20 protein-coding genes are annotated in these 23,161 nt (G+C 59.1%); 8 read left to right on the top strand and 12 right to left on the bottom strand.

Annotated features, from left to right (window positions below; translation table 11 throughout):
• Positions 1–57: 57 nt before the first annotated feature.
• The 3 genes from PMI34_RS24290 to PMI34_RS24280 all read left to right on the top strand — a co-directional run bounded on the left by PMI34_RS24290 (position 58) and on the right by PMI34_RS24280 (position 3,354).
• On the top strand, positions 58–900 hold the full coding sequence (locus PMI34_RS24290) for a DUF6502 family protein (RefSeq protein WP_008046370.1): 843 nt from the start codon (positions 58–60) through the stop codon (positions 898–900).
• Positions 897–2,501 carry a DUF5666 domain-containing protein gene (locus PMI34_RS24285; RefSeq protein WP_008046371.1) on the top strand — a complete coding sequence of 535 codons (1,605 nt, stop codon included), beginning with the start codon at positions 897–899 and terminating at the stop codon, positions 2,499–2,501. The genes PMI34_RS24290 and PMI34_RS24285 overlap by 4 nt, the downstream gene beginning before the upstream one ends.
• A gap of 103 nt (positions 2,502–2,604) precedes the next feature.
• On the top strand, positions 2,605–3,354 hold the full coding sequence (locus tag PMI34_RS24280) for a hypothetical protein (RefSeq protein ID WP_008046377.1): 750 nt from the start codon (positions 2,605–2,607) through the stop codon (positions 3,352–3,354).
• A 37-nt stretch (positions 3,355–3,391) separates the two neighbouring features.
• Here the strand turns inward: PMI34_RS24280 and PMI34_RS24275 are convergent, their stop codons facing one another.
• The 3 genes from PMI34_RS24275 to PMI34_RS24265 form a co-directional block, all read right to left on the bottom strand.
• Positions 3,392–4,195: a 2OG-Fe(II) oxygenase gene (locus PMI34_RS24275; RefSeq protein WP_008046379.1), complete on the bottom strand. Its 804-nt coding sequence runs from the start codon at positions 4,193–4,195 to the stop codon at positions 3,392–3,394.
• 83 nt (positions 4,196–4,278) lie between these two features.
• Entirely contained in the window at positions 4,279–5,088 is an 810-nt protein-coding gene (locus tag PMI34_RS24270) for a glycosyltransferase (RefSeq protein ID WP_008046380.1), read from the bottom strand.
• 408 nt (positions 5,089–5,496) lie between these two features.
• Complete coding sequence (locus PMI34_RS24265; protein ID WP_008046383.1) at positions 5,497–5,982, bottom strand: adenosine-specific kinase; 486 nt, start codon at positions 5,980–5,982, stop codon at positions 5,497–5,499.
• Between the two features lie 468 nt (positions 5,983–6,450).
• On the opposite strand from PMI34_RS24265, the gene PMI34_RS28935 reads away from it, so the two are divergent.
• A complete protein-coding gene (locus PMI34_RS28935; protein ID WP_008046384.1) occupies positions 6,451–7,047 on the top strand; it encodes a hypothetical protein in 597 nt (198 codons plus the stop codon).
• A gap of 682 nt (positions 7,048–7,729) precedes the next feature.
• Here the strand turns inward: PMI34_RS28935 and PMI34_RS24260 are convergent.
• The 5 genes from PMI34_RS24260 to PMI34_RS24240 all read right to left on the bottom strand — a co-directional run bounded on the left by PMI34_RS24260 (position 7,730) and on the right by PMI34_RS24240 (position 14,405).
• A complete protein-coding gene (locus PMI34_RS24260) occupies positions 7,730–8,080 on the bottom strand; it encodes a copper-binding protein (RefSeq protein ID WP_008046387.1) in 351 nt (116 codons plus the stop codon).
• A complete protein-coding gene (locus PMI34_RS24255) occupies positions 8,077–11,229 on the bottom strand; it encodes an efflux RND transporter permease subunit (RefSeq protein WP_008046389.1) in 3,153 nt (1,050 codons plus the stop codon). The genes PMI34_RS24260 and PMI34_RS24255 overlap by 4 nt, the downstream gene beginning before the upstream one ends.
• The gene (locus tag PMI34_RS24250; protein ID WP_008046391.1) at positions 11,226–12,710 is read right to left on the bottom strand and encodes an efflux RND transporter periplasmic adaptor subunit; all 1,485 of its coding nucleotides are present in this window, start codon (positions 12,708–12,710) and stop codon (positions 11,226–11,228) included. Before PMI34_RS24250 ends, PMI34_RS24255 begins: the two co-directional genes overlap by 4 nt.
• Positions 12,707–13,963, bottom strand: coding sequence for a TolC family protein (locus PMI34_RS24245; RefSeq protein WP_008046393.1), 1,257 nt, complete (start codon positions 13,961–13,963; stop codon positions 12,707–12,709). Before PMI34_RS24245 ends, PMI34_RS24250 begins: the two co-directional genes overlap by 4 nt.
• Before the next feature lie 100 nt (positions 13,964–14,063).
• Positions 14,064–14,405, bottom strand: a complete 342-nt coding sequence (locus PMI34_RS24240; protein ID WP_008046395.1) for a hypothetical protein — start codon at positions 14,403–14,405, stop codon at positions 14,064–14,066.
• Positions 14,406–14,704: 299 nt separating this feature from the next.
• Here PMI34_RS24240 and kynB point away from each other — a divergent pair, with 299 nt between their 5' ends.
• The gene (gene kynB / locus PMI34_RS24235; protein ID WP_008046397.1) at positions 14,705–15,358 is read left to right on the top strand and encodes an arylformamidase; all 654 of its coding nucleotides are present in this window, start codon (positions 14,705–14,707) and stop codon (positions 15,356–15,358) included.
• Positions 15,359–15,415: 57 nt separating this feature from the next.
• Here kynB and antC read toward each other — a convergent pair whose 3' ends face one another.
• The 3 genes from antC to antA are packed head-to-tail and all read right to left on the bottom strand — an operon-like array spanning position 15,416 to position 18,338.
• The gene (antC, locus tag PMI34_RS24230) at positions 15,416–16,438 is read right to left on the bottom strand and encodes an anthranilate 1,2-dioxygenase electron transfer component AntC (RefSeq protein ID WP_008046399.1); all 1,023 of its coding nucleotides are present in this window, start codon (positions 16,436–16,438) and stop codon (positions 15,416–15,418) included.
• A 17-nt stretch (positions 16,439–16,455) separates the two neighbouring features.
• The gene (antB, locus tag PMI34_RS24225) at positions 16,456–16,947 is read right to left on the bottom strand and encodes an anthranilate 1,2-dioxygenase small subunit (RefSeq protein WP_008046400.1); all 492 of its coding nucleotides are present in this window, start codon (positions 16,945–16,947) and stop codon (positions 16,456–16,458) included.
• On the bottom strand, positions 16,947–18,338 hold the full coding sequence (gene antA, locus PMI34_RS24220; RefSeq protein ID WP_008046401.1) for an anthranilate 1,2-dioxygenase large subunit: 1,392 nt from the start codon (positions 18,336–18,338) through the stop codon (positions 16,947–16,949). The genes antB and antA overlap by 1 nt, the downstream gene beginning before the upstream one ends.
• Before the next feature lie 379 nt (positions 18,339–18,717).
• On the opposite strand from antA, the gene PMI34_RS24215 reads away from it, so the two are divergent.
• Complete coding sequence (locus tag PMI34_RS24215; protein WP_008046402.1) at positions 18,718–19,731, top strand: AraC family transcriptional regulator; 1,014 nt, start codon at positions 18,718–18,720, stop codon at positions 19,729–19,731.
• A gap of 15 nt (positions 19,732–19,746) precedes the next feature.
• Here the strand turns inward: PMI34_RS24215 and PMI34_RS24210 are convergent, their stop codons facing one another.
• The gene (locus tag PMI34_RS24210; protein WP_007971266.1) at positions 19,747–20,220 is read right to left on the bottom strand and encodes an Lrp/AsnC family transcriptional regulator; all 474 of its coding nucleotides are present in this window, start codon (positions 20,218–20,220) and stop codon (positions 19,747–19,749) included.
• A gap of 209 nt (positions 20,221–20,429) precedes the next feature.
• On the opposite strand from PMI34_RS24210, the gene kynU reads away from it, so the two are divergent.
• Both kynU and PMI34_RS24200 read left to right on the top strand, forming a co-directional pair.
• Complete coding sequence (kynU, locus tag PMI34_RS24205) at positions 20,430–21,680, top strand: kynureninase (RefSeq protein WP_008046403.1); 1,251 nt, start codon at positions 20,430–20,432, stop codon at positions 21,678–21,680.
• A 102-nt stretch (positions 21,681–21,782) separates the two neighbouring features.
• A complete protein-coding gene (locus PMI34_RS24200; RefSeq protein WP_008046404.1) occupies positions 21,783–23,096 on the top strand; it encodes an OprD family porin in 1,314 nt (437 codons plus the stop codon).
• The last annotated feature ends 65 nt before the right edge of the window (positions 23,097–23,161 follow it).

The raw sequence follows: 23,161 nt of genomic DNA on the forward strand, positions 1-23,161 counted from the left end.
TCATGGGATTATTTCCCACATGGCTATACTGGGGTTATCTATCCAGGAATTCGCTGAATGCAATCGTCCACGCTGCCCACCTCGCTCCTCAAAGCCTTGCGACATGTCATGCGGCCGCTGGTGCGCCTGATGCTGCGCAAAGGCGTCACCTACCTGGTGTTTGCCGACCTGCTCAAGGAGGTTTTCGTCGAAGTGGCGGACCGTGAGTTCCGCCTGGGCGAGAAGGCACCGAGCGACAGCCGCATCAGCCTGCTCACCGGCGTGCATCGCAAGGATGTACGGCGCTTGCGCAGTACAGGCGACCCGGCTGCTTCCATGCTTCCGGAAAACATCACGTTCGGTGCGCAACTGGTCAACGCCTGGGCCAGTGCGCCCTTTTGCAACGACGCCGGCCAGCCACAGCCACTGCCTCGATTGGCCAGTGTCGGTGGAGACCGCTCCTTTGACGCCCTGGTGGCGAAAGTCAGTACCGATATCAGGGCGCGGGTGGTGTTGGACGAGTGGCTGCGCCTGGGGATCGTGCGCCTCGACGAAAAAGAGTGCGTGCACCTTGAAGCCCAGGCCTTCGTGCCACAAAAGGGTTTCGATGAGAAAGCGGCTTACTTGGGGCATAATCTGCATGATCATGCCTGCGCTGCTGTACACAACCTGAGCAGCGAAGGCCCGGCCTTTTTTGAACGCAGTGTCCACTATGACGCACTGGCCCCGATGAGCGTCGAGGCGTTGCGCGAGGCCGTGGCCAGCGAGGGAATGCAGGCCCTGTTGAGCTTCAACCGACTCGCCGCCGAACTGGAGTTCCGGGACCTGCCCAGCCTCGAACCGCGCCAGCGCATCACGGTCGGCCTGTACTTCTACACTGAGGCTTCCGATCCCAATTCGCCAAAAGCTCCTGAATCATGACCGTCAAACTGCGCCTGATTCGTGCAATCGCCCTCGTTCTGGGCCTCGTGCTTCCGATTGTGTTGCAAGCCGCCCCGGCCTGTGTCAGCCAGAATGACGCGGGCACCAGCGAAGTGCCGGTCATCCAGGCACCGGGAGGCACCGGCGGCACGGGCGCAGCACCTGGCGGCATGGGCGGTACCGGCATTGACACCGACAACGGTGGAGTCGGGGGTACCGGCGCACCGTTGAAAAAGCGCCCTGGCGGCATTGGCGGCACCGGGGCCGTTGCAGGCGGCGTGGGTGGTACGGGTATCAGCAACGATAACGGTGGGATTGGAGGTACCGGCATTGTCGGCACCATCACCGGGTTCGCCTCGATCTGCGTCAATGGCGTGGAAGTGCACTTCAACAAAAACGTTCCTGTCAGCGAGAATGGCATTGCCACCTCCAGTACCCGCCTGGCGATAGGCCAAGTGGTTGCCGTGCAAGCATTCAACTCCCGGCGCGGTCTGGAGGCCGGACGCATTTCTATCCTGCACGCCTACGAAGGTCCTTTGACAGCCCTGCCGCGCGATTCCATGCCGATGCGCGTCATGGGGCAACCGGTACGCCTGGCCAAGGGTGCCCAGGTCGCTGCCGACCTGCGCCCGGGCGATCCCGTTCGGGTCAGTGGGCTGCGCGATGCTCGCGGCGAAGTGGTGGCCAGCCGCATCGACCGGGCGCCCGGCCTCAAGGAGGCCAGTGCCATCGGCCCGGTGGATCGCAGCGGTTATCTCCAGGGAATCAAACTGCGCAACCACTCTGGCCCGGCGCGGGAAATGCTGGTGCGCGGCCACTGGTCCGGTCGCGAACTGGACGTGAGCCAAAGCCGTCCCGACCCGAGCCTGCCTTTCATTGGCCGGGCACACAATGCAGTGATCGAGGGCCTGGTACAGAGCCGGCAGGACCGCCATTTGGTGGTGGGCGGCTTCAATGTGACCCTGGCGGGCGACACCGTGTTTGTCGGTGTGCAGGCTTCGGAGCTGGCGCTGGATCGACGCGTGCGGATAAACGGCGTGTTCACGGGCGCATGGGAGGTGCAGGCAACGCGTATCGAATTGCCCCGCGAGCGCTCCGATTCGCCAGCCAGCAACCGGCACGGAGGACTCGGCACCAGCGAGCAAGGCACCGACGACTCAAGTGGCTCGGGCAACTCGAGTGACTCGAGCGGCTCCGGAAACTCCGGCAATTCAGGCAGCTCGGGGGATTCGGGGAACTCCGGCAGTGACAGGAGCGGCCGCTCCGAGAGCGCAGGCAGTGTCATCGACGATACTCGCCACGGGGGCAGTGACAGCCATGGCGGTGGCGACAAGATAGAACGCGTTGACGTGGACAAGTCTGGCAAGTCAGAGCGAGTCGAGAAGGTCGATCAATCCGGCAAATTCGAAAAAGTGGAGAGGGTAGAGAAGGTAGAACGTCCGGAGAAAGTCGAGAAGGTTGATCGGCCAGAGAAGGTAGAGAAGGTAGAGAAGGTTGATCGGCCGGAAAAGGTCGAGAAGGTCGAAAAAGTTGATCGGCCGGAAAAAGTCGAGAAGGTTGAACCAGTTGAAAAAATCGATCACTCCGGCAGGTCGGGTTAAAGAGTGCAGACATGATGCACTTTCGTCATAAGTAACTAGGCTGGGGTAAGTCACGCAACAAAACATGCGTGTGAACTTCGATGACGCCGGACACGAGGTGAACATGGACCCCAGGCACATCCTGCTCGTCGGTTGGCTTGCCAGCCTGGCCTCGCCGGTCTTGGCCGATACCTTCACGACCTCGATCGGAACCGACTACTCGCGAGGCGACTATGGCACCGGTACTATGTCCGAAACCTGGTACGTCCCTCTGGTGGGCAGATACGAAACCGGTCCCATGACCTACAAGCTCACCGTGCCCTGGCTACGCATCACCAATCCTTCGGTAGGCCCTGACGGCGAGCCGCTGCCTGGCGGTTGCGGCAAGGTGGAAAGCGGTTTGGGCGACACCGTTGCCGGTGCCGACTATGCCGTGCTGGACGGCAGCGTTGGCGGGCTGTTCGTGGACCTGATCGGCAAGGTCAAGTTGCCCACCGCCGACGAAGACGAGTGCCTGGGCACCGGAAAAACCGACTATTCCGCCCAGGTCGACGTCGCCAAAGCCTTCGGTCGTGTGACCGGGTTCGCGACCCTGGGCTGGAAAAAGTTCGGCGACCCGTCGGGCTCAGACTTCGACAACCCGATATTCGCCGGCCTGGGCCTTGCCATGCCCGTGTTCACGCGCACCACGGCGGGCGTGTCCTACGACTGGCGGCAGAAGGTCGTTTCCACGGGCGACGAGATCAAGGAACTCACGCTCTTCCTCACGCACAAGCTCAATCAGGAGTGGAAGCTTCAGTTGTATGCCGTCAAGGGCTTTTCCGACGCCAGCCCGGATGGCGAGACCGGACTGTTGCTTAGCCACGCATTCTGATTCCTGGCCCTTGCCTCGCTCCCGGGCGTTTTGCAGTTCAGTTTTTCTTCTTGATCAACTTGTTGATGTAGTACTTCAGGCTCAAACGATCCTTGGGCCTTGGTTTGTAGTGGGTTTTGTTTCTTTGTGCCGGATCGATCGCCATGGTTCCCGCGGTGTAGTAATAAAGCGCGATAGACCTGCGGGTGATGTGTTCCGGAGTCGTTAAAGGTTCCGGGTGCCCATGATTGCTGTCCTTGTCTGTGTTGAAAATGACACAGCGATTGTAAATGGGCAGGACTTTTTTAAGGCAGGTCTTCATGCCGACATCCCAAAGTTCCAGGTTGCCGCCGTATTCCTCTTGCCAGTCTTCATTCAGATAAATGATGATATTCAGTCTGCGCTCAACATTAAGTTTTTTGTTGAGCCGGAAGTCCGAGTGCACCCCCAGGAAACCACCGCTTTTCGTTTCATGCAGGCCGCCACCGGTAAAGTAGGGGTCGGGTATCAAACCTTCGATGCCTGTGAGCTTTTCAAGAAACTGCAACATGGGGGCCGAGTTAAAGGCGTTGAAAACAGTCTTCAAATAGGGGTCGCATTCGTTGGGACTGATTTGACGTTTCCGTTGACCTTTATAGCCGCGCTCGTAGAGCATTTCATTGTTGGTTGGCTCGACCGGGAAGTGCGAGCAGATGCTCGCAATCAGGTCTTCGTGCAAGAAGTTGTCGATCACTATGTGCGGAAATGGCGCAGCCTGAACATAGCTACCGGTCAACGAAGCACCAAAGGCGCTGGCGGCATTCTGGTCGAAATCAAGCTCCGGGGACAGGGTGATAGGTAGTGCTTGAGTGATGGGTGCCATTACCGCTCCAATGACCTGATATAAAAACGTATGGGTGACTTCACGCAGGGTTGAACGCCCTGCTCGTTGCGTCTATTCGCCGCTCAATTTGTCCTGTCGTCCTTGTTCAGACGCTTAAGGATGTTGTTGTACATTTTGGTTCGCCTATGAGTTTCACCATAACCGCCAACCGCTGCAACAGTGCCGGATTGAATGTGGTCCAGATAACTGAAGATTTTACGCGGCGATAACATTTCAACGATATAACCAAGCTCGGTCATGCGGTCCTGGAGGGTATAGCCTGGCACGCGATCATCCATCGAAAAGTGCATGTTGTGCTGTTTGACAAGTTTGCAGTTCCACAAGGTGCAGAAACTTTTCAAGTAGACTTCTTTGTACGGCTTTGGTTCTCTGGAACGCAATCCCATGGAGATTTTCAGGCGTCTGAAGTGGTGCTTGAACAGTCGTGAGCTAAAACGCCAGGCAGTTCTCATGGTGCCGCGGTTAATTTGCTCGACACAACCGACGGCCGCGACCTTCGGGTTTTTCAAGCATTTATTCAGCATCATCGGAAAAACATTCTTGTCGAAAACAAATGTATCGGTGTGCATCAGGAATAAATAATCGGTGTCAATTCGCTCCAGAACCAGGTCAAGTGCCTTGCCATGGGCAATATGGCCCGCTTCTGGTTCAGAAATAGAGCGCTCGATCAGATTGATCCAGTCAAGAGTTCGTAGGTACTCAGTGCTCTCATCGGCGGAATAGTTGTCAACCACCCATACCGGGACGCTGTTGTTGCCAAAATGCTGGTGCAATAAGTCCAGGCATATCTTGGTAATTTCTGGTGTTTTGTAATTTACTATAACTATGCTGAAGGCTTTGGAGCTTTCGGCCAGTAAATCAGGGTTGTTCATCGTTCAGGTGCTCTATGTTATTTTATTTGGTTATATGAATGATTGAACTTCTATACAGTACTTGCTTGTTTTTTCGCGCAAAATCTTGCGTGATCATAGAGCACAATTTGTTAAGTCGCTTTGTCATGCATAATAACCAAGGCTTGCTCAGGCCCGACGGAGAGCAGTAGAAGCGGAGTTCATCGTATAAGGATCTGCTCTGCAGGTAAACATTTTGACTTGATTAGTTACATCCGGAGGCTGATCAGGCCAGCGTCTCGGGACGGTGTGAACTGCTCTCGCGCAAGGCATTCAGGTAATTTGTTACGTCATGGGGCGTGCCAGCACGTGCAGTTGCGCCCCAAACAGGGCGTCACGCGCCGCGTATCATGCATCGGTCGAGCGTGCTTGGGGGGCACACCCTGCAACTCACAGTTTGTAGCCAATCTGGCGCAACAAGTTCTTGCGCCACAGAATGTCTTCATCGCCTTCGATGTCATTGGCACAAAAGCCATCCACTACGCCCAGGATCGCACGCCCTTGCTGCGTCTCGGCGAGAATCACTTCGGTCGGATTGGCTGTTGCACAAAAGATACGGCATACCTCTGGAACCATTTTGATGGTGTTCAACACGTTCAGCGGATAGAAACCGTCGCCCAGGAAAATGATGAAACTATGGCCCGCGGCGATGGCTTTCGCATTTTTCTGTGCAAGTTCAATCATTGAACTATCGGTGCCAGACCATCGCACCAGGCATTGGCCAGAGGCTTCACAAAAGGCCACGCCAAACTGGATGCCGGGCACCGTATTGACCAGCGCTTCGTGGATATCCTCGACGGACTTGATGAAGTGCGTCTGACCCAGAATGAAGTTCGTCACATCCGGCTTTTCGATTTTCAACGTGATGAGTTGCATCTCAAACGTCTCCTTCCTCGATGTTGCCAGGAGAGCCAGGCAACAAACCAAGCATAGCCAGTCATTTGCGATTGCCGCGTCCTCTGTCTGCTTTTGGCGGATTGCTCAACGCGTGCCACGGAACTGATATCCGGTCGTTGACACTTGGGCTGACAGGACTAATCTAAGTGGTGTGGGAATATTTCCCACGCTACGATGCCAGCTGGCTCTGAGGGATCGTACGGGTACCGCAGTGGCTCGTTAATGCTGCAGATTTATGGCCGTGCCGGTTGGCTGGCCGCTCCAATGGGCGGCCGGGAATTCACTGGACATTGCGTTCGATAGGGAGGTGACGACGCAACTCCAAGCGGAGGTGCATCATGTTGCTCAAGAAATGTTTGTTGGCTCTGGCAATAGGCGGGGTTCTGTCGGCATCGACTGTTCTGGTGCCCGATTACATCGGTAGTTTCTCCAGCGTGTACGCCAAAGATGGCGGCAGCGGCGGTGGTGGTGGAAGCGGCGGAGGCGGTGGCGGTCACGGCGGTGGCGGTGGCGGCGGCTCCGGAGGCTCCGGAGGCGGTGGTCACGGTGGTGGCGGTGGCTCCGGAGGTGGTGGTCACGGTGGTGGCGGCGGTTCCGGAGGCGGTGGTCACGGTGGTGACGGCGGTGGCGGAGGCGGCCACGGTGGTGGCGGCAACGGAGGCGGTGGTGGCTCCGGCAGTGGAGGCTCCGGAGGCGGTGGTCATGGTGGTGACGGCGGTGGCGGTCATGGCGCATCAGGTCATGGCGGTGACGGTCGCGGCGATGCTGACCATGGTGGTATGGCCGGGAACAGAGGCCCGGGCAATGCGCGTGACAACGACGATGACAATGGTGCCATGGCCGGGAATAGAGGCCCAGGCAAAGCGAAAGACAACGACGCGCGTGACAACGACGATGACAACGACGCGGATAACGCTGCAGATGCAGCCAGGGAAGCCGCAGAGGATGCCGATGACGCTGCAAGGGAAGCTGCAGAAGACGCTGCTGATGCTGCCAGGGAAGCCGCGGAAGACAGGGGCGTTGCCAGAAATGACGCTGATGTAGCCAGAGACGCAGCCAAGGCTGATGCAGATGCAGCCCGGGATGCGGCAAGAGCCGCTGCAGATGCAGCCCGGGACGCCGCCAGAGCTGAGGCGGATGCAGCCCGGGATGCCGCAAGAGCTGCTGGCGTACCGCGCGCAGAGGCAGATGCAGCCAGAGACGCTGCCCGGGCCGCTGCGGATGCAGCCAGGGACGCCGCCAAGGCCGACGCAGATGCTGCCAGGGATGCAGCACGAGCTGCTGCGGATGCAACCAGAGACGCAGCCAAAGCCAAGGCGCGGGCGGCCAGAGAGGATGTGGCTGACGCCCCGGATGCACCAGATGCCCCAGACGCACCTGACGCACCTGACGCGCCGGATTTCGATACGGTTGAGATAGAGAACTAGGCCCGCACGTTCGGCAATGAACACGGCAGGCCTACCCGCCGATGACGTCCCGGAGGTTTGAAGGACGTATCGGCAATGAGTCGCAAGCCCTGAAGAATCGCGGGGCTTGCGGCTTTTTTTTCGAAATCTGTCGCAGGTCTGAAACACTGACGAGGATGACGCAAGAGGAGACGGAACTGGACGGGTAAGCAAATGCCAGCCGTTCACAAAACCCCGAATCCTCCGTTTTTCCTGAACCAGCGGATTTAATGGGTTAGTCCGGCACGACAAAACGTGCCGGACACTTCCACCACCGGTAATTACTGTTTAATGGACACAATCGTGGCTTTGTTGCCATCCAGCCGAAAGGAGAACGTCACGCGATCTCCCGCTGTCAGTCCTGTCAGCTGATCTTTCGTTACGGAAAAGGCCATGGTCATCGGTGGCCATTGCACGGCTGGAACCGCGCCGTGAGCGATGGTCACCGTATTCTTCGTAGTATCGATAGCCTTGATCGTTCCCTCGGCAGTGGCGACGGGGGACTGTTTTGTTTCTTGCTGCATCTGCATGCCCCCCATACCGTCCATTTTCATGCCCGGCATGTCCTCTGCCAGGGCAGAAAACGACAGCGTAACTACGGTGCTGGCAGCTGCAATCAGGGTCAGTTTCATACGGGTTTTCCTTGAGGGGGGGCAACTTGGAGGTGACGGCGACGCATCAGGCGATACGCTGCCGGAATGACGAACAGGGACAGCAAGGGTGCCGTGACCATGCCGCCGACCATGGGCGCGGCGATACGGCTCATCACCTCACTACCGGTTCCGCTGCCCAACAGAATGGGCAGCAGGCCGGCAATGATGACGGCCACCGTCATGGCCTTGGGTCGAACACGCTGCACAGCACCTTCACGAATCGCGGCAACCAGCCCGCATTCAGTGCTGTCGCCAAGGTCTACACGTTCGGCCCAGGCATTTTTCAGATAGAGCAGCATGATCACGCCAAACTCGGCAGAAACACCGGCCAAGGCGATAAAACCGACCCCGGTGGCGACCGACAGGTTGAAGCCCAACAGATAGAGAAACCATGCCCCCCCAGTCAGTGCGAATGGCAGCGTGGCCATGATCAGCAGGGCCTCATCGAATCGGGCAAAAGTCAGGTAGAGCAACACGAAGATGATCAGCAGCGTGGCAGGCACCACCAGTTTGAGCCGTGCGTTGGCCCTTTCGAGAAACTCGAACTGTCCTGAGTAACTGAGGCTCATGCCGGGCTGCAACTTGACCTGCTGATTGACGACCCGACGCAGATCAGCGACCACCGAGGCAATATCTCGCCCGCGCACATCGATATACACCCAGCCTGAAGGCCGTGCGTTCTCGCTCTTGAGCATCGGTGGGCCATCGCTGACCTTGATCTTCGCTACCGTGCCAAGGGTGATCTGGCTACCCAGAGGGGTGTAGATCGGCAATTGCTCCAGGGCACCGAGCGAGTCGCGCCACTCCCGTGGGTAACGTACGTTGATCGGGAAACGTGCGAGGCCTTCAATGGTCTCGCCGACGTTTTCACCACCGATGGCACCGGCCACGATGGACTGCACATCGGCGATGTTCAGCCCGTAACGAGCAGCGGCCTTGCGGTCGATATCCACATCGATATAGCGGCCACCGGTCAGTCGTTCGGCCAGGGCCGAACTGACACCGGGCACGTCCTTGGCCACTCGCTCGACCGCCTGGGTGACCGCATCGATTTGCGCCAGATTGGTGCCGGCAACCTTCACGCCGATCGGGCTCTTTATACCCGTCGCCAGCATGTCGATACGGTTGCGAATCGGCGGTATCCAGATGTTGGTCAAGCCGGGAACGCGCACCACGCGATCCAGTTCTTCCACCAGCTTTTCCTGAGTCATGCCTGGACGCCATTGCTCGTGTGGCTTGAACTGGATGGTGGTTTCAAACATTTCCAGCGGTGCCGGGTCGGTGGCGGTTTCGGCACGACCGGCTTTACCTAAGACGTGTTCGACCTCTGGAACGGTCTTGATCAAACGGTCGATCTGTTGCAGCAGTTGCGCCGCTTTCTGCGCCGACAATCCCGGCAGGGCCGATGGCATATAGAGCAGGTCGCCCTCGTCCAGCGCGGGGAGAAACTCGCCACCCAGGCGAGACATTGGCCATAGCGCGCTGACAAAAACCAGCAGCGCCACCAGCAGCGTGATCCTGGGTCGACGCAAGACCGCGTCCAGGGCCGGCTGATAGATCCGGATCAACCACCGGTTCAACGGGTTCTGTTGCTCACTGGGGATTCGCCCGCGAATCCAGTAGCCCATCAGCACTGGCACCAAGGTCACTGACAATCCTGCCGCTGCGGCCATGGCGTAGGTCTTGGTGAAAGCCAAAGGGCCGAACAGCCGTCCTTCCTGAGCTTCCAGCGTGAACACAGGAATGAACGACAGGGTGATGATCAGCAAACAGAAGAATAGCGCCGGTCCTACTTCTGCCGCTGCTTCGGTCATGACATGCCAATGACGCTCGCCCTTCAGTTCTTCCCCTGGATTCGCCACGTGCCAGGCCTCAATTTTCTTGTGGGCGTTCTCGATCATCACCACGGCGGCATCGACCATGGCGCCGATGGCGATGGCGATTCCGCCCAATGACATGATGTTGGCGTTGATGCCTTGGTAGCGCATGACGATGAAGGCAACAAGCACCCCCACCGGCAGTGAAATAATCGCCACCAGCGATGAGCGCAGATGCCAGAGAAAGATCCCGCAGACCAACGCGACGACGATGAATTCTTCGATCAGTTTGTGGCTGAGGTTTTCCACCGCGCGGTCGATCAACTTGCTGCGGTCGTAGGTGGTGACGATTTCGACCCCGGCCGGCAAACTGCTTTTCAGCTCGTCGAGTTTGGTCTTGACCGCTGCAATGGTCTCGCGAGCATTCTTGCCGCTGCGCAAAATCACCACACCGCCGACGGTTTCGCCTTCGCCGTCGAGTTCAGTAATGCCACGCCGCATTTCCGGTCCCGACTGAATCGTGGCGACATCGCCAAGGGTCACCGGCACACCACCGGCACCCAACTTGAGCGGGATTGCCCGAAAGTCATTGAGCGTCTTCAGGTAACCGGAAGCCCGCACGATGAACTCGGTCTCCGCCATCTCCAGCACCGCGCCTCCGGTTTCCTGATTGGCTTTGCCAATAGCGTCGGTCACGTCAGCCTGAGTGATACCGAGGCTGGCCAGTTTCAGGGGATCAAGCTGCACCTGGTACTGCTTGACCATCCCGCCGACCGTCGCCACCTCTGCGACGTTGGGCAGCGTCTTGAGTTCGAACTTGAGGAACCAGTCCTGAAGCGCGCGCAGTTGCGCCAGGTCGTGTCCACCACCGCGATCCACCAGTGCGTATTGATAGATCCAGCCCACTCCCGTCGCATCCGGCCCCAACGCAGGCCTGGCGCTTGTCGGCAACCGGCTTTGTACCTGGCTCAGGTACTCCAACACCCGCGAGCGAGCCCAATACAAGTCCGTGCCGTCTTCGAACAGCACGTAGACGAAGCTGTCGCCGAAGAAGGAATAACCACGCACGGTCCTGGCACCCGGCACCGAGAGCATGGTGGTGGCCAACGGATAGGTCACCTGGTTCTCGACAATCTGCGGCGCTTGTCCTGCATAAGGGGTGCGGATGATCACCTGGACATCCGAGAGATCTGGCAGTGCATCAATGGGCGTGCTCTGTACCGACCAGATACCCCAAGCCGTGACGAACAACGTCGCCAGTAGCACCAGGAACCGGTTGGCCACTGACCAACGAATGAGGGCAGCAATCATGGCTGGTTCCCCGATTTATCCAGGCGCTCGACACGCAAGCCGTCGTCGGTCTGGCTCACTGCGACCCGAACCCTGTCACCCGCCTTGAGGCCCTGCATCAGTGCCGGACTGGCGAGAGGGAACGTCATCGTCATGCCAGGCATGCCCAGCGTCTTGAAGGGACCGTGGGCGAGCGTGACGTCTTTGTCGTTGATCTCGACGATCTGCCCATCCGCCTCATGCAAGCCGGCTGCTGCAACACTGGGTGGTGACTCTTCCTGCGAGGTCGCAACAATGCCCTTGAGACTGGCCTCGGAATCGAGGAGGAACTGGCCAGAGGTCACCACCTTCCGGCCTTCTTCCAGGCCTTTCAAAATCGCCGTCTTGCCATCGCTTTCCTGCCCGGGTTGCACCTCCACCGGACGATAGCGGCCGGCGTCTTCGGCGAGCATCACCAGGGCACGTCGACCAGTGCGAATCACCGCTTCGCTCGGCACCCACAACACACTTTGCTCAGTTGCACGATTCAGGCGGACCTGTGCCGTCAAACCGGGTCTCAGGCGCCCGTCCGGATTGGGCAGTTCCACCCGCACGCGAAGGGTGCGGCTGTCCGGATTGGTCTCGGGCAAAATCGCGCTGACCTTGCCACTGAGCGTTGCCCCTGGAAAGGCTGGCAAGCGCGCCTCGACTGCCTGGCCCACGGTGATAGCTCCCGCATCCGATTCTGGAACGGCCACGGCGAGCCAGACACTGCTCAAGCCATTGACGCGTGCCAGAGTCTCGCCAGCCGCCACGGTCATACCCGCACGCACGTTCAATTCTTGCAGCACACCGCTAATGGGGCTGGTGAGGGTCAGGTTCGGCTGGACTTTGCCACTGCGCTCTACCTGGGCGATCAGCGCAACCGGCATCCCTGTGAGCCTCAGTCGCTGGCGGGCCGCAGCCAGCAGGTCGGCATCACCGTTGCGCTTGAGGGCAAGAAACTCTGTCTGGGCGGCCGCCCACTCCGGCACCAGGATATCCGCCAATGCCGCGTTGGCTTTGAGCACATCACCGGGTGCATGGGCAAAGACCCGCTCCACAAAGCCAGGGGTGCGTGCCTGAATCACAGCGACATCACGTTCGTTGAACGCCAGGACACCTGTCACGTCGAGGCTGGAATCAAAGATTCCGCGAGTGACGGTCGCAAATCGCAGACCGAGATTCTGGGTCAGACCCGGATCGATACTGACGCTCGCACGGTCCCCTGTGTCGCTGGGGTACTGGGGGACCAGTTGCATGTCCATGAAGGGTGACTTACCCGGTTTATCGAACTTTTGCTGCGGGTACATGGGGTCGTACCAATACAGAGCCTTGCGTTCGTCCGGCGAATTGAGTTTCTGCTCCTGGGTCGCAACAGGTACCGCGCTCAAGCGCTGGTGAGCGAACCAGTAGCCGCCGGCAACACCCAATGCCAGCGAGATACCTGCCAGCAATGCCCCGTTCCATTTTTCAAGGTTCATTGGCTGGACTCCCCATAAGCAAAAAACAGACGCGCACTGCTCAGCGCTCGCTGTTCTTCCACGTCGATCTGTTTGAGTCGGGCTTCGATGAGTTCACGTCGGGCGGTAACAACGGCGTTTAAATCGCCTTTGCCGGCACGGTAGCTGGCCATGCTGAGTTCGACCTTTTCCTTGGCCAGCGGCAGCAGGCTTTCCTGGTTCCGGCTTACTGCACGATTCAGGCGTTCATAGTCAGCCAGTTCGTTTTCCAGTTGTTGAGTGTGCTCGCGTGACAGGGCTTCGCGCTCAGCCTCAAGCTGGCTGAGTTCAGCCTGTTTGGCTGCGATTTTGGGGTTTTGCCGGGCGTCAGGAAACAGCGGCAAGTCCCAGGACAATTGCACACTGACCATGTCGCCGAACTGGCGATCGCGATGTTGATAGTCAAGCTCCCAACTCCAGTCTGACTTTTTCTCCGACTCGGCTTCACGAACCTTGGCTTGCGCTTCGCGGGTCATTGGCGCAAACGCGGCCAACTCTGGGTGGTGTTGCAGTTTATGGGCGTAGCTTGAGGAATCGACAGGCCACTGCGGCAAGCTGCCCACAGGCTTGTCGTTGGCGGCGGAGCCTATCCAGCGTTTGAGGGCCGCTCGGGCCTGCGCTCTTTGGAGAACCAGATCGTCCTGTTGCTCCGCCAGTCGAGCCGCTTCTTGCTTGGGCGTCACCGCATCGGCGGGTTGAGCGCGGCCACCGGCAATCCGGGCCCGGACGGTATCGGTCAGCAGACGGTTTTCTTTGTAGAAGTCCCGCAACAGCGCATCTTTTCGCTCGACCGAGTAGCTGCTGATCCAGGCCAACGCCGTGGACTGGCGTACCTTCAGGCGTTCGACTCGACGCTCTGCCGCAGCGCGATCAACGGCCGCATCGGCGACCTCAATGCGCGCTTTGCGCTTGTCGCTGTTGGGCATCTCTTGCCTGACCCCGACCATTTGCATGGTCATGAAGTCGTCGTTGATGCTCCAGCGATCCGGGCCGCCGATGGGGTAGTTCTGCACACCTGCCAGCAACTTGGGGTCAGGTAATTCACCCGCTGGGATAGCCGCACTGCTGGCAGCCTGAATCTTTGCATCTTGTGCAGTCAGCGACGGCGCATTGTTTTCGGCCAGTCGCAACGCTTCATCGAGTGTCAATGCGGCAGCGAAGCCCGGCAATGCCAGTACGCTTGCCGCAAGACCGGCCACGAGGGACCAACCTGTGCAATAGCACTTGGTGTTCATGTTTGCGATTCCTGTGATCATCCACTGCACGCGTCAAAAAGACAGGCGCGCAGCCAGTCCATCCCGCTAATGCGGAATGAGGCTCAATGTTGGACAGGAATCAAACGCGAGGCGGTCGCCATACCCCGGACGGGGTTTGTACAGGCAGGGAATCACTGAAGAAGGAAACCACTACGGGGCTGAACACGGTGACAGGGGGCTTGAGGATAGAGACTTGCAGCATGCCGCCTGTCTTGCATTCCTGGCCCGGCTTGCAGGGTTTGCCATGCTCTGTCGGGCTTTTCATGTCGTTGCAGCAGTCCATTCCCATGTCATCCATCATCGCCATGCCCATCGTCTTCATCGGGCACGGTTCTGTGGGCGCCTGAACACCCGCCATCCCGCTGAGGGGAAGCGCCAGGCTAATCACGAAAATGAGGCAAAACCGCAGGTAGCGTTTCATGGGCTGGAGTTTAGAGGCTGAAATGGGCTCTTACAATTGGATGAATGTTCTCTCAGCCTGCCGAAGGCGTTGATTCAGGGGATATCACCGTGCCGGAATTAAGCCAGCATTATCGCTGACAGAGGTTTTACGCTGTCTGTGCAATCACCCACAAGCGACAGGTGTTGAAATTTCCTGCCGCCATCCCGCTCATCCTTGGTGGATTGTGCGAAAGACCGCCGGGCTGCCTGGGTTTTTTGCACGAATCTTCACGTCTGCCACTTGTATCATTTCACCCGGAAACCACGGTGAGCATTGCAATGACAAAAAACACAACGTTGTGGGACATCAGTCCACCCTTGAGTAGCGAAACACCGACCTGGCCGGGTGACACGCCTTTTCGAGAGGAGCGTGTCTGGACCTACGGCCCCGAGTGTCCGGTGAATGTCGGACGCATCACCCTGTCGCCCCATACCGGTGCCCACGTCGACGCGCCGTTGCATTACAGCGCCGATGGCGCGGCGATTGGCGAGGTCGGGTTGGACGTCTATATCGGGCCTTGCCGCGTTTTGCATTGTCTGGACAGCGGCGAGCTGGTGCAGCCGGGGCAACTGGATGGGCGTTTGCACGATGTGCCTGAGCGGGTATTGTTGCGAACCTATCGACAAGCACCGCTGATGACCTGGGATTCGAATTTCACGGCGGTTGCCAAGGAAACCATCGAACTGCTGGCGAGCCTTGGCGTGCGCTTGATCGGCATCGATACGCCGTCACTGGACCCGCAGCAATCCAAAACCATGGATTCCCACGGCGCCGTGGCCCGCCATCACATGGCGATTCTTGAAGGCATCGTGCTGGATGAGGTCCCGGAAGGGGATTATGAGTTGATCGCCTTGCCGCTGCGGTTCGCTCATCTGGACGCCAGTCCGGTCAGGGCGATTTTACGGCCGCTGCGTACCTCACAACCTGTGTAACCCATTCAACAGATCTGAAGGGGACGCCACTCTGGCGCCCCCTTCGGGTGGGCGGTGTCAGGCATTACTCTCGGTAAATTTCTCGTAGTACAGATGCACGCTGTCCAGTGCCTGCGCCTGCAGCCAGGTCTTGATCGACTCCACCATCGGCGGCGGCCCGCAGACATACATGTCGACCTGGCCATCGCGCAGTTCGGCGACGTCGAAGTGTTCGGCGATATAGCCGCGCTTGCCGGTCCAGTGAGGCGACGGATCGCTGACCACCTCGGTGTAGCGAAACCCCGGGATGCGTTGTTCATACGCGTTGATACGCGCCTGTTCGCACAGGTCGGCCGCATCGCGCACACCGTAGTACAAGTGCACGGGCTGTTCGCAGCCGCGCTCGGCGAGTTCGTCGAGCATGCCCAGCAACGCCGAAAGACCGGTGCCACCGGCCACCAGGACCAGCGGCCTGGCGATGTGTCGCAGATAAAAAGCCCCCAGCGGTGCCTCCAGGGCAATTTCGTCGCCCACCCGGCAACGTTCGCGGATGTAGTTGCTCATCACCCCATCGGGAAGCAGGCGAATCAGAAACTGCAGTTCATTACTGACGCTCGGCCGATTGGCGAACGAGTAGGAACGCTTGTTCCCGGTCCCCGGAATCAGCAACCGGGCGTACTGTCCGGGCAGGTAATCCAGCGATGGTCCCACCTTGCCCAGGTTCAGATGCAGGATCGCCGTGCTGGCCGACACCTGTTTGACGTCGGTGACCGTTGCCGTGAATTGATCCGGGCCGGCGGCGTTGCACAGGCTGGAAGCGAAGTCGAAATAGAACGCCGCGTCGGATTGGACCCGTGTCTGGCAGGTGAGCATTTTGCGTTGTTGCAGGTCCTGGCTGGAGAGGGCTTCCTCATCCACATAGTCCTGGCTGTAATCGCCTGACTCGCAACGTCCCTGGCAGGTTCCACAGACGCCTTCACGGCAATCCAGGGGAATGTTGATGCCATTGCGCAGGGCTGCATCGAGCAGGATTTCGTTGGCTTGTACGGGAAAGAACAGCGTTTTGCCGTCGGCAAAGCTGAACGCGACCTTATGGTTCATGCCCGGTCTCCTTGGATTCAGAGGTGGTAGAAATCGAGTACCGAGTTGATGGTGTCGTTGAGCAGCAACACGTGCTTGCGGGTGATCAGCCAGCTATCGGCAAGGGGCTTGAGGTGATAGGTCGCATGGCCATAAAACTGCTCGGATGTCGCCAGGCGGTAGTACAGCGTGTGCCAGTTCAGGCGCACCTCCAGCTCGCCGTTTGCAAGCTCGCCGATCCGCACATTGCTGATCTGATGCAGGGTGCGCGGCATCGGCGTCGAGGACGCGGACTTGCCGGTGCGCAGGCGGAACACGCGGTCCTCCAGGCCTGAACGGTTGGGGTAATAGATCAGCGACATTTCGCGCTTGGGGTCGCGGGTGTAGACGTGTTCGGAGTCCCATTGCGGCAAATGGAACTCGCTGTGTTCGGCGAACAGCTGGACATAGGCATCCCAGTCCTGGGCGTCGCACAGTTCGGATTTGCGATAGAAAAACTGTTCGATCTGGTACTGCAACTGCGCATTCATCATTGCACCTCACGGAGTTTCAGGGATTTGGCGTCCAGCCCATCGAGCAGGAATTTCTGCCAGTTGCTGTGCTGGTTGACGTAAAGCCCTTCGTGGGTGAATTCGGTGCCGGTCATGGCCGGGGCAATGCCGATCGATTCGCTGTTGGGCGTGGCGCCGCTGGTCCAGCGGTGACTGCCGCGGGAGATGTCGCTCCAGCGCTCCAGGCGCGCCTGGAAACCCCGCTGGGCTTCACGGAACTCCACCAGGTCATCCGGTGTACCCAGGCCCGAGACGTTGAAGAAATCCTCGAACTGGCGAATGCGGTTTTCGCGGTCGGCGTCCGACTCGTTCTTGACCCCCAGGCACTGGCTGATGATTTCGGTCTTGTTCCACGCCACCGGGCGGATGATGCGCAATTGCGAGCTGATCTGATCGAGGAAAAACAGGCTCGGATAGATGTTCAGGTTGCGCAGGCGATGCATCATCCACTCGGCCTTTTGCTGGCCGTGTTCTTCGATCAGGCGCGGCATGATGGTCGCGTAGCCGGAGCGCACCGAAGGGTTCGGCATGTCGCTGAACAACAGGCTGTGACCGTTATCGAACGCGAACCAGCCGTCATCGGTATTGGCATCGCCGGCGCCGAGCTTGCTGTAGTCGAGGGTGCCGCTGGCGGTGGTGCCGTTCTCGCTGTTGACCTGCTGGCGATGCTGCACCGTGGCCACGTAGTTGTAGTGCACCGTGCTGACGTGATAACCGTCGAGGCCGTTTTCGTTCTGCAGTTTCCAGTTGCCGTCGTAGGTGTAGGCCGACTTGCCGGGCAGCACCTCCAGTTCACCGGTCGGCGACTGGGCGACCATCATGTCGAAGAACACCTTGGCGTCGCCGAGGAAGTCTTCCAGGCTGTTGTCGGCCTGCACATCAAGGCTTATGAAGACGAATCCCTTGTAGCTCTGGATACGCGCCTTTTTCAGGCCGCGTGTGGCTTTGTCGAAGCCTTCCGGGTACTCGCCCGGTGCCTTGACCTTGACCAGGCGACCATCGCTTTTGTAGCACCAGGCATGGAAAGGGCAGGTGAAGGTCGACTGGTTGCCCTTGCCGACGCGGGTCAGCGTCGTGCCGCGATGCTGGCAGGCATTGATCAGTGCATTGAGCCGGCCGTCACCGTCTCGGGTGATGATCATCGGCTGGCGGCCGGCGCGCATTGTCACGAAGTCGTGGTTGTTGGCCAGTTCGCTTTCGTGGCAGGCGTAGATCCAGTTTTTCTCGAAGATCAGTTCCATTTCCAGATCGAACAGTTGTGGCTCGGTGAACATGTCCCGGGCGATGCGGAATACGCCCTCTGCGGGACGGAAGTCCAGGCAGCTTTCGATGAACGTTTTCCATTGTTCGACGTTTCTTTCGCCACTCATGAGGTGTACCTGTTTTTATTGGGGCTAATCGGTACGTCATTAGAGGGAGTGGGGTGGGCCCGGGTCTATCCGCTTTGTGGGCGAAGGCAGTCCATAAAGTTTGGCGGTAACACTCAAGGGGAGTACTGGGCAGCGAATACCCAGCGGCATGCCCCAGGCGATAAACGGCTGCTGCGGTTTGCGCTGATCAGGTACTGTTCGAGCAGGCGTTCGAGACCCTTTGATGGCATTTCAAGGCTCCAGTCGCCAAGCGTTATCCACTTAATTGGCGATTGCTATCCACTGGGTCAGCGCCGCCGTCTTGTGGCCTGGAACTTGCCCTTGCAAACCCTGTACGCGCCATCAGAGCGCGCTGAAAAAAAACCTTGAGTGCACCGTGATGAGCAACAAAGTCGATCCGCAGTTTCGCGACATTCGTGTCGACAGCGATGACCTGGAGGCCGCCAGAAGCTGGATGTCCGGTATCTGCGGACCCCATCGGCTGGTGAGCGCGAACCCTGAACGGATCCGCTTTCATCACAACGCCAACATGTTCAAGTCGATGGCCACCACCCTGGGCACCATCGAATACGGAACCGATGTCACCATCGATATCGAAGACGCCGAACACTTCAGCAGTTACAGCCTGAGCTTGCCGCTGGTGGGCGAACAGGAGCTGAGCAAAGATGGCAGCGTGGTCAGGTCCGACCGCGATCAAGGGGTCATCATTTCCCCCAATGAAAACCAGCTGCTGGCGATCTCGGGTGACTGTCGCAAGGTCCAGGTGGTGATTACCCGAGTGGCGATGAGCGAGGCTCTGGAGGGGATGTTGCAACGGCCTCTGGATGCGCCGCTACGCTTCGAGCCGGTGATGGATGCGATCGATGGGCCGTCGGCGTCGTGGTGGCGCATGGCGCGTTATTTCATCGACGAGATGGAGCGCAGCAGTGAACTCTTCGAGCAGGTGGCCTTCACCCGGGACATTGAAAGTTCGCTGATCAAAGGCTTGATCCTCGCCCAGCCAAACAACTATTCGCAGGAGCTGCGGGATGCGCTGGGGGTGAAGTTGCCGCACTACCTGGTCAGGGCCCGGCAATACATCCACGACAACGCACGGGAAGCGTTGCATCTGGAGGACATCGAAGCCGCTGCCGGCGTTTCGCGCTTCAAGTTGTTCGACGCGTTCAAGAAGTACTTCGCCCTGTCGCCGATGGCCTACCTGAAAAAACATCGTTTGAACGCCGTCCGCCAGGAGATCCTCGAACACGGCACGGCACGCAGTATTTCCGGGATCGCCATGGGCTGGGGCTTCATGCACCTGGGGCGTTTTTCCACCGAGTACCGCAAGCTGTTCGACGAAACCCCGAGCATGACCTTGCAGCGCAACGAAGCCCGGCGCCAACAGGGACTTTGACAGACCGCCCCGGCCTCACTTGCGCACCACCAGATCAAGCAGTTGCTCGCGCTCCTTGATTTTTTGCAGGACGATTTCCGAACGTATGTCGGTGACGCCGGCGGTGCGGTTGAGGTGGTTGACGATGAAATCCGAGAAGTGCTTGAGGTTGCGGGCCTGGACCCGCAACACATAGTTGCTCGCCCCGGTAATGACATAGGCGGTGACCACCTCCGGCCACTGCTGAACCTTCTTGATGAAGGTCTCGTGCCAGTCCTCGACGTCCTGTCGCAGCGACACATGAACGATGGCTTCCAGCTCAATGCCCAGCCGCTCGGCATTCAGCACCGCGCGATAGCCGGTGATGATTCCTTCGCTTTCCAGCAGGCGTAAACGTCGCAGGCAAGCCGAGGGTGACAAGGCGACTTTCTCCGCCAATTCCTGATTGCTGATACGGCCATCCTGTTGCAATTGATGCAGGATCCGCAGGTCTGTCGAGTCGAGATTCATGGTTTGAATAAATCCGCGTTTATTGTGGTTTGATTCGAATATTCTGCGAAATAACTACTACATGGCTGGTTACTTTGCACGAAAATTCTTCAAAGGTTCGTTCATTATCTCTCCACCGAAAGGCAAGCGAATCGCCTTGAATCAGGGCGCCGGAACCGGCTGATGCAACCTGCCCGGATGGCGTCGCATAACAAAAAACAGGACACCCGATGACGACAAGAAACAGTTGCCTGGCGCTTGATGCCCAGGACGTGCTGGCGCCCCTGCGCCAGCAGTTTGCGCTCCCCGAAGGGATTATCTATCTCGATGGCAATTCCCTGGGCGCGCGGCCGGTCGCTGCATTGGCGCGGGCGCAAGCGGTGGTCGCCGAGGAATGGGGCAATGGCCTGATCCGCAGCTGGAACAGCGCCGGCTGGCGCGAGCTGTCGGAGCGCTTGGGCAACCGCCTGGCGGGTTTGATCGGCGCGGGGGAGGGTGAAGTGGTGGTGACCGATACCACTTCGATCAACCTGTTCAAGGTACTCAGCGCTGCCTTGCGCGTACAGGCCACAAGGTCGCCGCAGCGGCGAGTGATCGTCAGCGAATCGAGCAACTTCCCCACCGACCTGTACATCGCCGAAGGCCTGGCGCAGATGCTGCAACAGGGTTACACCCTGCGCCTGGTCGACAGTCCTGAAGCGTTGCCGCAAGCCATTGACCAGGACACGGCGGTGGTCATGCTCACCCACGTCAATTACAAGACCGGCTACATGCACGACATGCAGGCCCTGACCGCGCTGACCCACGAATGTGGCGCGCTGGCCATCTGGGACCTGGCCCATTCCGCTGGCGCGGTACCGGTCGACCTGCACCAGGCGGATGCCGACTACGCCATTGGCTGCACCTACAAGTACCTCAATGGCGGGCCGGGCTCCCAGGCCTTTGTCTGGGTTTCGCCACAGTTGTGCGACCTGGTGCCGCAGCCGTTGTCCGGCTGGTTCGGCCATTCGCGGCAGTTCGCCATGGAGTCGCATTACGAGCCGAGCAGCGGCATCGCGCGCTACCTGTGCGGCACTCAACCGATTACCTCATTGGCGATGGTCGAGTGCGGCCTGGATGTGTTCGCCCAGACCGACATGGCCAGCTTGCGCCGCAAATCCCTGGCCCTGACCGACTTGTTCATCGAATTGGTCGAGCAGCGTTGCGCGGCCCACGAACTGAAGTTGATCACGCCCCGTGAGCACGCCAGGCGTGGCAGCCACGTCAGCTTCGAACACCCCGAAGGTTATGCAGTGATCCAGGCCCTGATCGAGCGGGGTGTGATTGGTGACTACCGCGAGCCACGGATCATGCGTTTCGGTTTCACCCCGCTGTACACGACCTTCACCGAAGTCTGGGATGCGGTACAGATCCTCGGCGAGATCCTCGACCGGAACACCTGGTCGCAAGCGCAATTCCAGGTTCGCCACAGCGTGACCTGAACCCGCCGGCATCCGATTCCTGCCGCAGGATTTTCTCTGCGGCAGGGCTTCGGCCGCCGGCAATCACCAGTTCTGCAATCACAATAATAAGGAGCACGCAGAATGAAACTGTCCCTCTGGCCTGCCTTGCCGCTCGCCATTACCAGTTGCCTTGGCCAAATGGCCTGTGCCGCATCCGACAACGGATTTGTCGAAGACAGCAGCCTGACCCTGACCAACCGTAACTTCTATTTCTACCGCAATAACCTCAACAACCCGGGCGGGCAGAACTATCGGGACGAGTGGGCCCACGGGATCATGCTCGATTACCGCTCCGGCTACACCCAGGGAACGGTGGGGTTCGGCGTCGATGCCTATGCGCAGTTGGGCCTCAAGCTCGACAGTGGCAAGGGACGCACGGGCACGGGATTGCTGCCAGTCGATGCCGATGGTCGTCCCGAGGATGAGTACTCCGAAGCGGGCGGCGCGGTGAAGGCGCGGATTTCCCGGACCGAACTCAAGTACGGCAACCTGACCCCGCTCAACCCGGTGTTCGGCACCGGCAATGCGCGCCTGTTCACCAGCAGTGCCACCGGCTTTCAACTGACCAGCAATGAGCTCAAGGCATTGCAACTGGACATCGGCCACTTCACCGCTGGCAACGACAGTAATTCGACCAATGCCGATGGCGCGCTCAAAGCGCTGTACGCCGGGGTGGAAACCCGCAGCGTCGATTATCTGGGCGGCAGTTACGCCCTGAGCGATCAACTGAATGTCAGCCTCTACGGTTCGCAGTTCACCGACATCTGGCGCCAGTACTACGGCAACGCCAACTACACCTATGCCGTTGGTGAAGGCCAGTCGCTGAACCTGGATTTCAATCTCTACCGCACCAACGACAGCGGCCAGAGCCTGGCCGGCAAGATCGACAACACCACCTGGTCGCTGTCCACCGCGTACAGGTTCGGCGCCCATCGAGTGACCCTGGCGTACCAGCGGGTCAATGGCGATGAGCCGTTCGATTACCTGGGGTTCGATCAGCAACCGGGCACCTCGATTTTCCTCGCCAACTCGATTCAGGTCCTCGACTTCAACGCCCCCAACGAACGCTCCTGGCAACTGCGTTATGACCTGGACATGGCGCCTTTCGGCGTGCCGGGCCTGAGCTTCATGTCCCGTTACGTCAGTGGTGACCACATCGATGACAGCCATTACGACGGTGGCCCCAATGGCGCCTATGGACGTTACGGCGATAACGGCAAGCGCTGGGAGCGCGACCTCGAGGCGCGCTATGTCGTGCAGTCGGGCACGGCCCGTGACCTTTCAATACGCGTGCGTCAGGCCAGTGTGCGTTCCACCGCGCAAGTCGCCCGCGCCGACACCACGGACAACAACGAAGTCCGGGTGATCATCGAATATCCACTGAGTATTTTCTGATCCGTGTCCTGCTGTGCGTGGCTGATCCCCACCTTAAAACCCACGACGTGCTCTTCAAGAAAGAT

Source organism: Pseudomonas sp. GM74 (genome assembly GCF_000282455.1).
Taxonomy (GTDB): domain Bacteria; phylum Pseudomonadota; class Gammaproteobacteria; order Pseudomonadales; family Pseudomonadaceae; genus Aquipseudomonas.